The 15,051-nt window shown below is 67.8% G+C and carries 13 protein-coding genes; 2 read left to right on the top strand and 11 right to left on the bottom strand.

Going from position 1 to position 15,051, the window contains the following annotated elements; all coding sequences use genetic code 11:
* Window positions 1–6: 6 nt before the first annotated feature.
* From ilvA to A5775_RS22955, 7 genes are all read right to left on the bottom strand, one after another.
* Window positions 7–1,290: a threonine ammonia-lyase gene (gene ilvA / locus A5775_RS22985; RefSeq protein WP_067257667.1), complete on the bottom strand. Its 1,284-nt coding sequence runs from the start codon at window positions 1,288–1,290 to the stop codon at window positions 7–9.
* A 38-nt stretch (window positions 1,291–1,328) separates the two neighbouring features.
* Entirely contained in the window at window positions 1,329–1,766 is a 438-nt protein-coding gene (locus A5775_RS22980) for a nitroreductase family deazaflavin-dependent oxidoreductase (RefSeq protein ID WP_067257663.1), read from the bottom strand.
* A gap of 185 nt (window positions 1,767–1,951) precedes the next feature.
* On the bottom strand, window positions 1,952–2,737 hold the full coding sequence (locus A5775_RS22975) for a DUF6065 family protein (RefSeq protein ID WP_067257660.1): 786 nt from the start codon (window positions 2,735–2,737) through the stop codon (window positions 1,952–1,954).
* Window positions 2,738–2,824: 87 nt separating this feature from the next.
* On the bottom strand, window positions 2,825–4,729 hold the full coding sequence (locus A5775_RS22970; RefSeq protein ID WP_067257656.1) for a lysophospholipid acyltransferase: 1,905 nt from the start codon (window positions 4,727–4,729) through the stop codon (window positions 2,825–2,827).
* A complete protein-coding gene (gene fadD11 / locus A5775_RS22965; RefSeq protein ID WP_067257653.1) occupies window positions 4,726–6,552 on the bottom strand; it encodes a fatty acid--CoA ligase FadD11 in 1,827 nt (608 codons plus the stop codon). The genes A5775_RS22970 and fadD11 overlap by 4 nt, the downstream gene beginning before the upstream one ends.
* A gap of 40 nt (window positions 6,553–6,592) precedes the next feature.
* A complete protein-coding gene (locus A5775_RS22960) occupies window positions 6,593–7,069 on the bottom strand; it encodes a VOC family protein (RefSeq protein ID WP_067257650.1) in 477 nt (158 codons plus the stop codon).
* Window positions 7,066–7,467, bottom strand: a complete 402-nt coding sequence (locus tag A5775_RS22955) for a helix-turn-helix domain-containing protein (protein WP_067257647.1) — start codon at window positions 7,465–7,467, stop codon at window positions 7,066–7,068. The genes A5775_RS22960 and A5775_RS22955 overlap by 4 nt, the downstream gene beginning before the upstream one ends.
* A gap of 60 nt (window positions 7,468–7,527) precedes the next feature.
* Between A5775_RS22955 and A5775_RS22950 the strand changes: the two genes are divergently transcribed.
* Both A5775_RS22950 and A5775_RS22945 read left to right on the top strand, forming a co-directional pair.
* Entirely contained in the window at window positions 7,528–7,974 is a 447-nt protein-coding gene (locus A5775_RS22950) for a PPOX class F420-dependent oxidoreductase (protein ID WP_067257643.1), read from the top strand.
* 80 nt (window positions 7,975–8,054) lie between these two features.
* Complete coding sequence (locus tag A5775_RS22945) at window positions 8,055–8,909, top strand: MBL fold metallo-hydrolase (protein ID WP_231995256.1); 855 nt, start codon at window positions 8,055–8,057, stop codon at window positions 8,907–8,909.
* 77 nt (window positions 8,910–8,986) lie between these two features.
* Here A5775_RS22945 and dnaE read toward each other — a convergent pair whose 3' ends face one another.
* The 4 genes from dnaE to A5775_RS22925 all read right to left on the bottom strand — a co-directional run bounded on the left by dnaE (window position 8,987) and on the right by A5775_RS22925 (window position 14,986).
* Window positions 8,987–12,520, bottom strand: a complete 3,534-nt coding sequence (dnaE, locus tag A5775_RS22940; RefSeq protein WP_067257637.1) for a DNA polymerase III subunit alpha — start codon at window positions 12,518–12,520, stop codon at window positions 8,987–8,989.
* A gap of 67 nt (window positions 12,521–12,587) precedes the next feature.
* Window positions 12,588–13,019 carry an SRPBCC family protein gene (locus A5775_RS22935; RefSeq protein ID WP_067257634.1) on the bottom strand — a complete coding sequence of 144 codons (432 nt, stop codon included), beginning with the start codon at window positions 13,017–13,019 and terminating at the stop codon, window positions 12,588–12,590.
* A 119-nt stretch (window positions 13,020–13,138) separates the two neighbouring features.
* Window positions 13,139–13,942: an SDR family oxidoreductase gene (locus tag A5775_RS22930; RefSeq protein ID WP_067257631.1), complete on the bottom strand. Its 804-nt coding sequence runs from the start codon at window positions 13,940–13,942 to the stop codon at window positions 13,139–13,141.
* 3 nt (window positions 13,943–13,945) lie between these two features.
* A complete protein-coding gene (locus tag A5775_RS22925) occupies window positions 13,946–14,986 on the bottom strand; it encodes an SDR family NAD(P)-dependent oxidoreductase (protein WP_067258012.1) in 1,041 nt (346 codons plus the stop codon).
* Between the last annotated feature and the right edge of the window lie 65 nt (window positions 14,987–15,051).

The raw sequence follows: 15,051 nt of genomic DNA, 5'->3' as shown, positions 1-15,051 counted from the left end.
CGGGGTTCAGAGCAGCAGGTAGCGGTAGGCGGGCGACCCGGGTTTCAGGGTTTCGACGTGCAGCTGGGTCGCGCGTATCCGGGTCAGCAGGCCGTCCAGGTCGGCCGATGATCCCAATTGGATGCCCACCAGCGCCTCGCCGGTCTCCCGGTTGTTGCGCTTGACGTACTCGAAGAGCGTGATGTCGTCGTCGGGTCCGAGCACCTCGTCGAGGAACCGGCGCAGCGCCCCGGGCTCCTGCGGGAAGTCGACCAGGAAGTAGTGCTTGAGGCCGAGGTGGACCAGCGAGCGCTCGAGCACTTCGCCGTAGCGCGAGACGTCATTGTTGCCGCCGGAGATCAGGCACACCACCGTCGAACCGGGTTCGATATCGGCGTCCAGCAATCCCGTCACCGACAGCGCGCCCGCGGGTTCGGCGATGATGCCCTCGTTTTGGTAGAGGTCGAGCATCGCGGTGCACACCGCCCCCTCGTCGACCGCGGTGATCGAGACCATGTCGCCGGCGGCCGCCAGCGCGGCGTAGGTCAGGTCGCCGGCCCGTCGCACCGCGGCGCCGTCGACGAACTGGTCGACGTGGTTCAGCGTCACCGGCTCGCCGGCGGACAGCGCCGCCATCATCGCCGCGGCGCCGGCCGGCTCGACGCCCAGCACCGACGAGTTGTCGGTCCGCTCGGCGAGGTAGCTGGTGATGCCGGCGATGCAGCCGCCCCCGCCCACCGGGACCACCACCAGATCCGGCTCGGTCTCGAGTTGATCGAGCAGCTCGACCGCGATGGTGCCCTGGCCCGCCATGGTGCGCAGGTCGTCGTACGGCGGAACCAGGGTGGCGCCGGTGCTTTCCACGTCGGCCAGCGCGGCCTCGGCGGCAAGGTCGTAGGTCGCGCCGCCGACGATCAGGTCGATGAACTCCCCGCCGTGGTAGCGGATCCGGTCACGCTTTTGCATGGGCGTCTTGGCGGGCACATAGACGCGGCCGTGCACCTGCAACATTCGGCACGCGTAGGCAAAGCCTTGGGCGTGATTGCCCGCCGACGAGCACACCACGCCCGCGGCCAGCTCCGTCTCGGATAGCTGAACCAGCAGGTTGTAGGCGCCGCGGAGTTTGTAGGAGCGCACAATCTGCAGGTCCTCGCGCTTGAGGTAGACCCGCGCGCCGGTGCGGGCCGACAACCGGTCGCTGAACTGCAACGGGGTCGGCGTCACGACGGCCGCGATCCGCTTGGCCGCGGTGTCGATGTCAGCCGCGGTCAGCGGCGCGACGCTCGGGGGACGGCTCAATTCAGCGGACACTGATTAATGGTGCCATGCCAGCTGACCAACGCCGGAATTCAGCCGACCGGGGTCAGCACGAACACCGGGATCTGACGGTCGGTCTTCGTCTGGTACTCGGCGTATTCGGGCCACGCCTCGACGGCCCGCTCCCACCAGGTGGCCTTCTCATCGCCGAAGACCTCCCGGGCGTCGTAATCGCGGGTGACGGCGCCGTCCTGCAGCTCGACCCGCGGATTCTTGGTGATGTTGTGATACCAGACCGGGTGTTTCGGCGCCCCCCCGAGCGAGGCGACGACGGCGTACTGCCCGTCGTGCTCGACGCGCATCAGCGGTGTCTTGCGGAGTTTGCCGGTCTTGGCGCCGACCGTGGTCAGCAGGATGATCGGCTTGCCCTTCATGTCGGCGGCCTCGGCTCCCCCCGACTCGGCGTACTTGTCAGCTTGCTCGCGAGACCAATCCCAGGGCGATGGCTCGTACTCTCCGGAAAGCGGCATGCCACCAACTTTAAGCGCGGCGCGCCGTCCCCCGTCGACCGGCATCGCCACTGTGGCCGCACCTGCCCCACCGGTCACGGCGCGGCGGGCACCCGAACACATGCCCGCCTTTGAGCGACAACTGCTGTCGCTGGGAGGCCGGCACCAGCCCCTTGCCTCCGTTTGGGGTGACGGCCGTGACCGCGCTAATCCCGGTTCTCGGGTTGGTGCGCGGTGAACCGCCGCAGGCGGCGACGGGTCTGGTGGTCGTCGGCCCCGGACTCGCCGTCGCTGTGCCTGCCCCGCGTGTAATCGCCTTGCCACGGCACCCGCTCGTTCGCGGCGTCGTTCACCGCCTCCTGTTCGCGGCCGAGCGCGCCGCGCGAGCCCAGGAAGAACTCATGCTTGCGGTGCAGTTCTTCGTCCGACTCGATGGGCATGAGTTCGGGGGCGAATTCTTCCAGCTCGGCCCGGCGCTGCGGAACGATCATGCAGATCGGCTCGTCGACCTCGAATCGCACCGGCATGAATTCGCGGGTGAATTTCCAGTTCATGCTGAAACTCGAAGTGGACCAATCGGTTTCGACGATGCCTTCCAATGCGGAGATGGCGTCCTTCGGATGGTTCGCCGGGCCGCGCACCAACAGGTTGTAGCCGGGCGGGGTGCGAAACAGCATCGGCAAATGCCAGGTCAAGATGCCGTAGCCGAAGTGGCTGGAGGGCAGGAACTGGCCGCTCTCGCGGGTGTCGGGCGCGATCATCAGGCTCGCGCGGTCGTCGCCGCCCATCCACGTCGCGGTGAACGCGTTGCGGTTGCGCACTTCCCAGCCGCTCTGGTTGGCGATGAGCATCGGCAGGCACCGGTGGGGCCAACCCTGCCGCATCTGAGACATCCACGTCCGCCCGATCGGCGCGGGGGCGATCTGCGGCGCGATCTCATGGGTGATGTACGCGATCAGGGGGCGGGGCTGCCCGGTTGACTTGTCACTCATCAGATCCTCGCTTCACCGATAGGGCCAATGCACTATCGCGACCAAACGTTAACGGTCCGTGAAGTCCGGTGCCGGGTGAAAACCGGTCTAACGCGTTCGGGCCAGCTCCGCGATGGCGTTGACCCGCCGGACCGCGGTGGCGATCTCGTCGGCGAACTCGCGCCGGCGTCGCGCGATATCCGGCTCCTCGACACCGTCGACCAGCTCGCGATGCCGGGCCAATCGCAGCGCCGTCTTGAACAACTCCATCGACCGCGACTCGGCGCTGGCGATTCTGCGCTGCAGCTCCCACTGCTTGCCCACCTCGAGGCACTCGGCGAGAAACGCTTCCTCGTCGAACGATTCGTCGTCGTAGGCGGCCAGCCTGTCGGCGACGATGTGGTAGGCGTCGAGAAACGGGCGCAGCACCAGGTGCGCCAACAGGACGTCGGCCTTTTCCAGCAGGCCGCGCACGTCGGCCGCGCCGGCCGCCTTGCGAGTGTCTTCCACCCGCCCGATCAGGCGCACCTCGTCGGCAAGTTCCTTCTCGAACTGTGCGCGCGCCGAGAACAAAAACTCGAACTTCAGCAACTCGCGCAGGCGTAGCGCCTCATCGCGCACGGCCGTCGGGTGGACCAAACCTTCCACGCAACCCTCGGCGTCTTCGATCGCGGCCAGCAGCGCCGTCTCGGCGATCGCGCGGTCGACCACGATGTGAATGGCGGCGTTGCGGTAGAACGCGGCGACCAGGTGCTGCTCGGCCCCGATACCCCAGACCGGTTCGGTGCCGGCGTCGTACACGCTGACGACGCCCGAGGCAACCAACTGGTGCAGGGTCCAGCGGATGGTGGAGCGATTCGTCAGGTCGGCGGCGCCGGCCACCGTCCAGTTGCGCGCCGCGATGTAGCTCGCCAGCGGCCGCACGGTGGCCAGCACCTCGCTGATGGACAGCGAGCGGTCGGCGCCCAGCAGCGCGAGGCTCACCACCGCGGTCGGGGTGACCGGCGTGGCACGGTTGATCCGGTGCTCGACGTCCAGCGCGATGCGTTCGATCTCGATGCCCGTGCCGGACTCCGATGTTTTTTGTAAGGCGCGCAGCTCCTCGAGGCGCTTGCGCAGCGGCAGCGGTTCGCCGAAGTCGAGGTAGGCGCGGCCGAGGCGCTCACCCTGCTGGCGCGCCAGCCGGATCAGGAAGCGAAAATCCTCGGGCCGCTTCGTCGCTCCGTAGGCCTCGGTGGTCATGGCTTCCACCTCGTGCAGCTGGTCATACACGATCGAGGTCGGCACCAAATACACCTCGGGGCCGTCGATTTCGTCGACGGCGTCGGCGATGTACCGCAGGATCCCGAACACCGGGGGCCGCAGCTTGCCCGTCCTGGTCCGGCCGCCTTCGATGGACCACGTCATGTTGGCGTGGTTTTGCACCAGCTGCGCGGCGTACGCGCGCAAGACGAAGCGGTAGACGGGAATGTCCTTCGTTTGGCGCCGGATGAAGATTGTCCCGGTTCGCTTGGCCCAGACACCCATCGGGAAGAAGTTCAGGTTGGCACCACCGAACGTCAGCGCGGGCGAGAGCCGGTTGGCCTGGATCACCTCCGGCAGCAGCAGCCCGTCCAGATAAGAGCGATGCGAAAAGGCAAACGCCAGAGTGGCTTTGCGGTCCAGCTTGCGCAGCTGGGCGATCTGATCCTCGTCGACCAGCACATCGTAGGCCCGCATCAGCCAGCAACTGAAGCTGCGCCAGGCCCGCACCGCCCGCTCATCCAGCGAGGGCGCCATCTCGCGCAGGTAACACGCGGCCTCGGCGCGCACGGCGGGAAGATCGCGGCCGAGGTCGTCGGCCAGCTTGCTCAGCCGCTCGTCATACCATGGCGCGCGCAGCAATTGGGCCACCTCGGCCGGGTCGGTCGCCAGGGGCGTCGTCGACTCCTCGATGAGACCCGTGCGCTGCAACAACTTTCGCGCTCCGATGCGACCGATCTCGCGGGCGTTCCCCGCTGGCCCGCCGATCATGCCGGCTGCACCGTTGCGGCGCCGGAAGGCTCGTGCACCTCCGGATGCGGGTCAGGCGCGTAGAGCTGCTCGATCTCCTCGGCGTACTTCGACATGATCGGCTTGCGCTTGAGCTTCATCGTCAGCGTGATCTCGTCGCCGCCGGGCTCCCACAGCGTGGGCAGGATGCGGAACCGTTTGATCTGTTCCACCCGGGAGAGTTTGGCGTTGCCCGCCGCCACCCCGGCGGAAATCTGAGCGACGACCTCGGGGTCGGCCGCTAGCGCGGCGGGTGACGCGTCGGACAGTCCGCGTTGGGCGGCATACGGGCCGACCGAGTCGGCGTCGAACACCATGAGCGCGGTGTTGTAGGGCCGTCCGTCGCCGACGGTGATCATCACCCCGACCATCGGGCAGGCAGCCAGGATGGAGTTCTCAATGTTGGCCGGTGACATGTTCTTTCCCGCCGCGTTGATGATCAGCTCCTTCTTGCGGTCCACCACCCGCAGATAGCCCTGCGTGTCGGCCTCGAGGATGTCGCCGGTGTGCAGCCAGCCGTCGGCGTCGATCGCCTCGGCCGTCTTCGCCGGCTCCTTGCGGTAGCCCTTCATCACCAGCGGGCCGCGCACCAGAAACTCGCCGTCCTCAGCGATCTTGCCCTCCAGCCCGGGGAGCAGCTTGCCGACCGAGCCCAGGCGCGCCTCGCGGGGGTGGCTGACGGTGGCGACGCAGCTCAGCTCCGACATCCCCCAGACCTCGGCGATCGGAATGCCGATGCCGGCGAAGAAGGCCAGCGTCTCCTTGGGGATCGGCGCCGCACCCGAGACCGCCCAGCGCAATTCGCCGAAGCCGAGCCGCTCGCGCAGTTTCGACAGCACCAGCTCGTCGGCCTTGGCCCATTCGGCGACCAGGTCATCCGGCATCGCCTCCCCGGCCACCAGGGCGGCGGCACGCCTGGCGGCCACCGACATCGCCCATTGCAACGCCTGGCGTGTGACATCGTCCTGCTCGTTGGCGATCGTGAATTCGATTCCGGCCTTGAGCTTTTCCCATACCCGCGGCACGGCACCCCACACGGTGGGACGCGCGTCGGGCAGCGCGGCGGCGATGGCGCGCGGGTCGGAAACCACGGTGATCTGAGCGCCGAACACCTCCAGGCTGTACAGGCCCATCACCCGGTCGGCGATGTGCGCCGTCGGCAGAAACGACGTGACCCGGTCGGCGTACTGGCTCGGCAGGACGGCGTCGAGGGCATACATCTCGAACAGCAGGTTGGCGTGAGTCATCTCCACGCCCTTGGGGTTTCCGGTAGTCCCGGAGGTGTAGATGAGGGTGGCGACGTCGTCGGGTTGCACTGCCCGCCAGGTGGACTCGAAGTCGAAATCCGTTGGGGCGGAGCCATACAGGTCTTCCACCGAGAGGGTGCCGGGCGGCGAACCGTCGACGCAGACGATGTGCTCGACGGGTGCGCCGCTGGCCCGGATGCGGTCCACGTACTGCGCCTCGCAGATGGCGACCTTGGTGCCGGCATTGTCGAACAGATACGTCAGCTGCTCGGCCGGCAACGTGCTGTACACCGAAAACGATGTGGCGCCAAGGTGTTGGGCACCGATTTCGAAGGGGTAGAACTCGATCCGGTTGGCCATCATCAGCGACACCGTGTCGCCGCGGCGCACCCCCAGGCCCGCGAGGCCGGCGGCGACCTTGCGCACCTGCGCCGCGAGCTCTCGCCATGTCAACGTCTGGGTGTCGCCGGGCGTCCGCAGCGCGACCGCATCCGGGTCGATCGCGGCGGTGCGCTGGAACGCCTCGCACAGGGTGGCCGGATGCTCGGCTGTCGTCATTTCCGTAGCGTACGTCGGTGCCCAGGGCGCGGATACGTTTTCAGCTGCCGGGGCGCCAGAGCTGTACCGTGCTCGTCACACCGGCGGGCAATTCCAGCAGCTCGATCGGTGTGTCGTCGGGGTCGTAGATGAAGAACATCCGCACTCCCCCGATATCGACGGGCGGGTCGGCCCGCACGCCGGGGTGCAGGCGCGCCACGGCGTCGTGGGCCGCGTCGAGATCGTCGACCCGGAACGAGATGTTGGTGTATCCCAGGTGCGGTCCGCTGGGGCACTCGGGCACCGTACCCAGCGACAGCAGCTCGACCATCGCGGCCCCGATCAGCCCGCCGATCATGCGGCCCTGCTGGGCGGCCCCGCCGGTCACCGAATCCAGTCCGGCGCCCTCGAGTTCGACGTCGAAGACGACGTCCATGCCCAGCACCGCGGTGTAGAAGGCTAGGGACGCCTCGATGTCGGAGACGCCGATGCAGACGTGCGAGAAGTTCTGCACGGCGAGGGGGTGCGGTTGGCTCATGACTGCTCCTTGGCGGGGTGGGGTGGGTGAATACCGCAGGTACAGGCGTCAATTGACGGGCAGGTGCAACGCATCCCCCACTCGATCACGGCCCGGGCCCGCGCCAGCGACTCCAGTTGGGCGTCGATCTCGGCGAGCTTGGCCTCGGCGAGAGCGCGGCTGGCCGGCCGTCCCGGCGCGTCGTCGGCGAACAGCAGCTGGATCTCGTCGAGCGAGAACCCCGCGGCCTTGCACAGCGCGATCACCTCGAGCCGGGACAGGATCGAGTCGTCGTAGCGACGCTGACCGCCCAGTCGCGTCGGCTCGGGCACCAGGCCGATCTGCTCGTAGTAGCGCAGGGTCGTCGCGGCGACCCCGGTTTCGCGGGAGATCTCACCGATCGTGCGGCCACCGGCCACCGCGCCTCCCGAGGATTTGGTGCTTGACTTAGAGTCAACTCTAAGTCATTGACTGTGGTTATGGCTATCACCTCACGAGCGGAACTGGACGGTTCCCGCTATGCCCTGCTCCGGTCCTTTCGCCGCGACGGCACTCCCGTCGACACCCCGGTCTGGTTCGCGTTCGACGCCGACGGCTTGTTGTTCCGAACCAAGGCGGGCCCGAAGACCAGGCGGCTGGCCGCGCGCGGCGACGTCGAACTCGCGGCCTGCGATTACCGGGGCCGGGTCCGCCCGGGCGCGAGGACGCTGGCGGGCCGCGCCACCGTCCTGTCCGGCGCCGACGCCGAACGGGCCAACCGGGTGCTGCGGCGCCGGTACGGCTGGCAATGGAACATCGTGCCGCTGATCAAGGTCCCGGGCGTGACGAACGTGCACCAGGAGCTGTGCGTGCGCGAGAAAGTGCGGCGCGCCCGCGACGGCGGGGTGTGGCCGGACAGTGTGATCGTCCGGGTGGAACTGCCATGACGCGCACCGCGATGCCGGACCCCGTCCGCTCCCCCACCCTTCGCCAATGCTGCAGCGCCGCAGCAGGACTCGTGCGAGGGATGGTGCGTCCGAAGCGGCCCGACGAACGGTTCGTGCGCAGCGTCGTCGACGCGGGGCTGCCGGACACCGGCCGCGCCGTGACCGTGCGGGCGCTGCCCCAGGTGCCGCGCCGGGTGCCGACGGCCGCCATCGTCGAGGGCACCTTCACACCGGCCCGCATCGAGAACTCGCTGACGTCGTTCCTCATCACTCACCCGCAGGCCACGTTCATCGTCGATCCCGCGGTGTGCCTCGACGCCGAGCACCGCGCGATCGCCCAGCTGCCCGCGGTGCTGCGGGTCGCGGTCCGTCCGCCGGACAGCACCATCCCCACCGTCACGGCACTGTCCCATCTACCCGATGCGCCGACGCTGGATTTCGCCGTGCCCACCCACGCGCACTGGGACCACGTGTCGGGTCTGCTCGACCTGCCGGACCTTCCCGTGCACCTGCACCGCCGCGAACACGATTGGATCGCTTCGGGCTCCGTCGCGCCCGTCGGCGGCGTGCGCGATTCGCTGCGCGGCCGGGCGATCAGCGAATACGAGCTGGACGGGCCGCCGGTGCTGACCTTCACCGCAAGCCACGATCTGTTCGGCGACCGGTCGGTGCTTTTGGTGGATCTGGCCGGTCACACGCCGGGCAGTGTCGGGGTGCTCGCCCACACCCAGCGGGGATGGATCTTGATCGCCGGCGACGCCGCCTGGCACCGGTTGCAGATCGACAAGGTCCGGCAGAAGTCAAGCTACCCAGGCAATTTGGTGGACGAGGATCGCGAGGAGGCCTTCAAGACGCTCCAGCGCCTGCACCTGGCGCGGCACGCGGTCACGATCATCCCGACTCACGACCACCAGGCGGTGCTGGCCTTGCCCTGATCGCGCCGCGAGTGTGCGGCCGGCCGCACAGTCGGGCGCGAGCGTGCGGCTGGCCGCACAGTCGGCGATGGCTACCGCTAGCCGCCCAGGCAGCCCGGGCCGAGCAGTTCCTTGAGATCGCCCATCAACGCCGGCGACGGCGTCACCCGCAGCGACGCATCGAGTTCCAGCGTGGTGATCCGGTCACCGCTGATCAGCCGCAGGTGCACCTGCGAGGTCCCTGGGTGGCGGGCCAGCACCTGCTTGAGCGCGCTGACCTTGTCGATGGTGCACTGCCGCGTGGGCAGGCTGACCGCGATCGGCCGGTTCGCCTGGGCGGTGGAAAAGTCCGGCACCACAAGCTCGTTGGCGATCAGGCTGATCCGGTCGTCGCGGATGGCCACCTTGGCGTTGATCAGCACGACGGTGTCATCGGCGATGTCGGCGCCGTAGCTGGAATACGCGTGCGGGAAGAACATCACCTCGATGCCACCGGTGAGGTCCTCCAATTGCGCTGACGCCCAGGGCATCCCGTTCTTGTTGACCCGCCGGTTGACCGATGCGAGGATGCCGCCCACCCGTACCTGGGTCTCGTTGGCCACATCGCCGTCGAGGATGGCCGGGATCTGGGTGTCCACCTGCGCGGCCAGCAGGTGCGCCACCCCGTTGAGCGGGTGCCCGGACACGTACAGGCCCAGCATCTCCCGCTCCAGCGCGAGCTTGTGCTTGTCCTCCCACTCGTCGTCGGGCACCTTGATGGTGAACACCGATTCGGTGCAACCGTCATCACCGCCGAACAGGTCGAACTGGCCTATCGCCTCGGCCTTCTTGGTGCCCAGCACCGAATCGACCGCGTCGGTGTGCACCAGGAACAGGCCCTTGCGGGCATGCCCGAGCGAGTCGAAGGCGCCGGCCTTGATCAGCGACTCGGTCACCTTCTTGTTGCAGGCGGCGATGTCGATCTTGTTCAGGTAGTCCGAGAAGTCGGTGAACTTGCCCTTGCCGTTGCGGGTGCCGATCAGCGAGCCCACCACGTTGGCACCGACATTGCGCACCGCGCCCAGCCCGAAGCGGATGTCCGTTCCGACCGAGGCGAAGTTCACCAGCGACTCGTTGACGTCGGGCGGCAGCACCGTGATGCCCAGCTTGCGGCAGTCGGCGAGGTAGACGGCGGCCTTGTCCTTGTCGTCACCCACCGAGGTCAGCAGCCCGGCCATGTACTCGGCCGGATAGTTGGCCTTGAGATAGGCGGTCCAATACGAGACCAGGCCGTAGCCGGCCGCGTGCGACTTGTTGAACGCATACCCGGCGAACGGAAGGATGGTGTCCCACAACGCCTTCACCGCTTTTTCGGAGAATCCGTTGGCGGTCATGCCCTCGTAGAAGCCCTTGTACTCGGCCTCGAGCACCTCGAGCTTCTTCTTCCCCATCGCCTTACGCAGCGCGTCGGCCTTACCCATGGTGTAGGAGGCGACCTTCTGGGCGATGAGCATGATCTGCTCTTGGTAGACGATCAAACCGTGAGTCTCGGAAAGGATCTCGCGCAGCGGCTCCTCGAGCTCCGGGTGAATGGGCTTGATCGGCTGTCGCGCGTTCTTGCGGTCGGCGTAGTCGTTGTGGGCGTTCATGCCCATCGGGCCGGGGCGGTACAGGGCCAGCACCGCGACGATGTCGTTGAACTCGGTGGGCTGCATGCGGCGCAGCAGATCGCGCATCGGGCCGCCGTCGAGCTGGAACACGCCCAGGGTGTCGCCCCGGCCCAGCAGCTCGTAGGTGGGCTTGTCGTCCAGCGGCACGGTTTCCAGGTCGAGGTCGATTCCCCTGTTGGCCTTGATGTTATCCAGGGCGTCGCCGATGATCGTCAGGTTGCGCAGGCCCAGGAAGTCCATCTTCAGCAGGCCGATGGCCTCACACGACGGGTAGTCCCAGCCGGTGATGACGGCGCCGTCCTGCGGCCGCTTCCACAGCGGGATGGCCTCGGTCAGCGGCTCGCTGCTCATGATCACCGCGCACGCGTGCACGCCGGCGTTGCGGATCAGGCCCTCCAGGCCGCGGGCGGTCTGGTAGATGGTGCGGACGTCGGGGTCGGTTTCGATCAGGCCGCGGACCTCGGCGGCCTCCTTGTATCGCTCGTGGGCGGGATCGGTGATCCCCGACAGCGGAATGTCCTTGGCCATGATCGGCGGCGGCAGCGCCTTGGTGATCCGGTCGGCGATGGCGAACCCGGGCTGGCCGTAGTGGATGCGCGCCGAGTCCTTCAGGGCCGCTTTGGTTTTGATGGTACCGAAGGTGATGACCTGCGCGACGCGGTCGGAGCCCCACTTGTCGGCGGCGTAGCGCACCATCTCGCCGCGACGACGGTCGTCGAAGTCGATGTCGATGTCGGGCGCCGACGGGCGTTCCGGGTTGAGGAAGCGCTCGAACAGCAGGCCGTGCGGGATGGGGTCGATGTTGGTGATGCCCAGCGAGTAGGCCACCAGCGAGCCCGCCGCCGAGCCGCGCCCCGGCCCGACCCGGATGTCGACCGACCGCGCGTAATTGATCAGGTCCGCGACGATCAGGAAGTACGACGGGAAACCCTTGTCGCAGATGACCTTGATCTCGTACTCGGCCCGGTCGATGTAGTCCTGGCCGACGTCGGCTCCGAACCGCCGCTGCAGCCCGGCCATCACCTCGTGGTGCAGCCAGCTCGCCTGGTCGTGCCCCTCGGGCACCGGGAAGATCGGCATCCGGTCGCGGGGCGCCCAGACCTCGTCGTAGGGCTGCACCCGCTCGGCGATGAGCAGGGTGGAGTCGCAGGCGCCGGGGACCGCGTCGTCCCAGATCCGGCGCATGTCGGCGGCCGACTTCAGGTAGTAGCCGTCACCGTCGAACTTGAAGCGGTTCGGGTCCGAGAGCGTCTTGCCGGTCTGCACGCACAGCAGCGCCTCGTGGTTGTGCGCGGCGTCGCGGGTGACGTAGTGGCAGTCGTTGGTGGCCAGCGGCGGGATGCCCAGTTTGCGGCCGATCTCCAGCAGCCCTTCGCGGACCCGTTGCTCGATGGACAGGCCGTGGTCCATCAGCTCGAGGAAGTAGTTGTCGGCGCCGAAGATCTCGCGCCACTTGGCGGCCGACTCCAGCGCCTCGCGGTCATGCCCCAACCGAAGGCGGGTCTGCACCTCCCCCGAGGGGCAGCCGGTGGTGGCGATGATGCCCTCGGCGTGTTCGGCGATGATCTCGGCGTCCATCCGCGACCACTTGCCGAGCTGGCCCTCGAACGACGCCAGCGAGGACAGCTTGAACAGGTTGCGCAGGCCGGTGGCGTTCTCGGCCACCATCGTCATGTGCGTGTAGGAGCCGCTGCCCGAGACGTCGTCGGACTTCTGGCCGGGGTCACCCCACAGAATCCGCCGGGTGTCGAAGCGCGACGCCGGCGCGATGTAGGCCTCGACGCCGATGATCGGTTTGATCCCGGCCTTGGCCGCGGCGTTGTAGAACTCGCTGGCGCCGAACATGTTTCCGTGGTCGGTCATCCCGACCGCGGGCATTTGCAGCCGCTCCACCTCGGCGAGCATCGGCGTGATCTTCGCGGCACCGTCCAACATCGAGTACTCGGTGTGGTTATGCAGGTGCACGAAGGACGAGTGGTTCATAGGGACGCCAGTCTATGACTGAGCACCGACGGCTTTCGGGCGTGTCGCCGCGTGTGTCTTAAGGCGTTTATCCGTACAACTCGACGAAGTTCTTCAACGACTTCTGCACGTCGCCTTTGACGGCGCGAGCCGCCGCGGCGCCCACCGGACCGAACAGCGCCCGCCCGCCCAGCTCCAGGCGCAGACCCAGCGTCGATCCCTCCTCGGTGGGCCGCACGGTGAGCGACACGGCGTATTTGGCCCCGCCTTTGCCGGAGCCCGACATCGTCACCTCGTGCGGCGGGTCCCACTTGGTCACCGTCCACGTCACCCGGTTGCGGAGGCCCTTGGCCCGGGCCACGCCGACGACCTGGGTTCCTTCGCCCAGCTCGTCGGGGAGTTCGCTGCGCCACCCCTCGTGCATCACCAGCCAGTCACCCAGGTCCGACAAGTCGGACACCTGGTCCCACATCTGCTGGGGGCTCATCGGTACGTCGGCGGTCATCTCCACAGCGGCCACCGGCTGAGCTTAATGGCGGCGGATCTTGGCTCGCGAGCGTAACCAGGCTGCGATTTCTGGCGCATTTTTTCGCAGTGTGGTTACGCCCGCGGATTGAACACGCCGGACAGACCGGGCGCTCAGCGCTTGGGCCCCCCGCGGAAACGGTTGCCGATCCGGATGCCCGGCAACAGCAGGCTGCGCGGCACGAATCGGCCCCCCGTGCTGACCACCTTGGGCACCACGCCGGGCACCACGGTGCGCCTGCCGGAGAGCATGCCACCGATCGCCGCCTCGGCCACCTCGCGCGGCGAGACCTGCGCCAGCGGAATGCTGAACCGCTCGGCGTTGGCGATCTCGGCCCACTCGGTCGGCACCGGCCCCGGGCACAGACAGGTGACCGACACCCCGGTGCCGTGCAGCTCCTCGTGGACCGCTTCGGAGAAGGTCTGCACGAAGGCCTTGGTGGCCGAATAGACGGCCATGTAGGGAACCGGCTGAAAACCCGCGATCGAGGCGATGTTCATCACCGCGCCGGCCCCGCGCTCAACCATGCCGGGCAAGCTCGCGTGGGTGAGTTCCATCAACGCCAGCGCGTTGAGGGTGATCTCGTCGCTCTCGCGTTCCACCGGCAACTGGTGGAAGACCCCGCTGGTGCCGAATCCGGCGCTGTTGCACAACCCGGCGATCGGCTCGGTGCGCAGCCGGTTCGCCAGTTTGGCGCGGGCCTCGCCGTCGCTGAGATCCAGCGGCAGCACCTCGACGGCGACCGAGTACTCCTTGCCCACCTCGTTGGCCAGCTCGTCGAGGCGCTCGCGGCGCCGCGCGACCAGCAACAGCGGGAAGCCGCGTCGGGCCAGTCCGCGAGCCAGTTCGGCGCCGATGCCCGATGACGCCCCGGTGATGACGACGGTGGTCTGGATGTCAGGTTTCGGAAGGCTCATGTCTCACCAATGTATCCCTCGGGTCGCCCGCACAAACGTCTCGCTTCGTCTGTCGAATTCCGTTGTGTCGGTTGTCGATTCGTTACCCTTTGCGGCGCTGGAGTCGCTGAACATGGCGAACGCCCGGTTGCGCACCCGGTCCATCACCGCCGGGTTGACCGCATCGGCGAGGGCGGCGAACTGGCCGAACGGCGAGCTGGCCCGGCGCGGCCGGTGCACGATCGCGTCCGCGATCACGCCGGCCGCCTGCTCGGGCGTCAGCGCCGGGAATTTGTCGTAGAGGGTGGTCGGGCTGATCATCGGCGTGCGCACCAGCGCCATGTGCACGGTGGTGAACCGGACGTCGTCGTTGACGGTCTCGGCCTGCAGCGCGTCGCACAGGCTGTCCAGCGCGGCCTTGCTGGCGATGTAGGCCCCGAAGCGGGGCGCCCGCGTCTGCACGCCGACCGAGGAGACGTTGAGCACGTGCCCGAATCCCCGCTCGCGCATCCCGGGGATGAACTTGAGGATCAGCTGGACAGCGCCGAGGTAGTTCAGCTGCATGGTCCGCTGGTAATCGTGGATCCGGTCGTAGGACAGCGCCAGCGAACGCCGAATCGACCGGCCCGCGTTGTTGATCAGGATGTCGACCCCGCCGAGGTCGTCGAGCACCTGATCGGCCATCGCGGCGATGGCGTCCATGTCGGACAGGTCGCACGGGTAGACGTGGGCCATCCCGCCGGCGTCGCGGATCTCAGAGGCGACCTTCTCGAGGTTCTCCCGGGTGCGCGCCACCAGCGCCACCGCGCCGCCGGCTTCCGCGATCTTCTTCGCGGCGGCCTCCCCGATGCCCGACGATCCCCCGGTGATCAGGGCGGTCTTGCCCGCGACGGCCTCCTCGAGCGTGCGGCCCTGCACCGCATCGAGCAGATTCCTCAGATAGAACGGCCGATACCGCCCCGCCGAGTTGGGGGTGTTGACGATGTGAGACACCGCAGCCAGCGGTTTTTCCACCAGGTTCCCCAGCGAGTTCTCCACCAAGTTCGTTAAGTCACCAAGGTTCATCGGCATTCGCTCCTGACGACCGCCTTGCGGGCTGCGCGAGTGATGTGACGTGCACCATCACGCCA

This window comes from Mycobacterium sp. 852002-10029_SCH5224772, assembly GCF_001667315.1.
In the GTDB taxonomy this organism is placed as follows: Bacteria; Actinomycetota; Actinomycetes; order Mycobacteriales; family Mycobacteriaceae; genus Mycobacterium.
The sequence above is the reverse complement of the archived record's forward strand: the minus strand, read 5'-3'. Positions and strand labels throughout refer to the sequence as shown.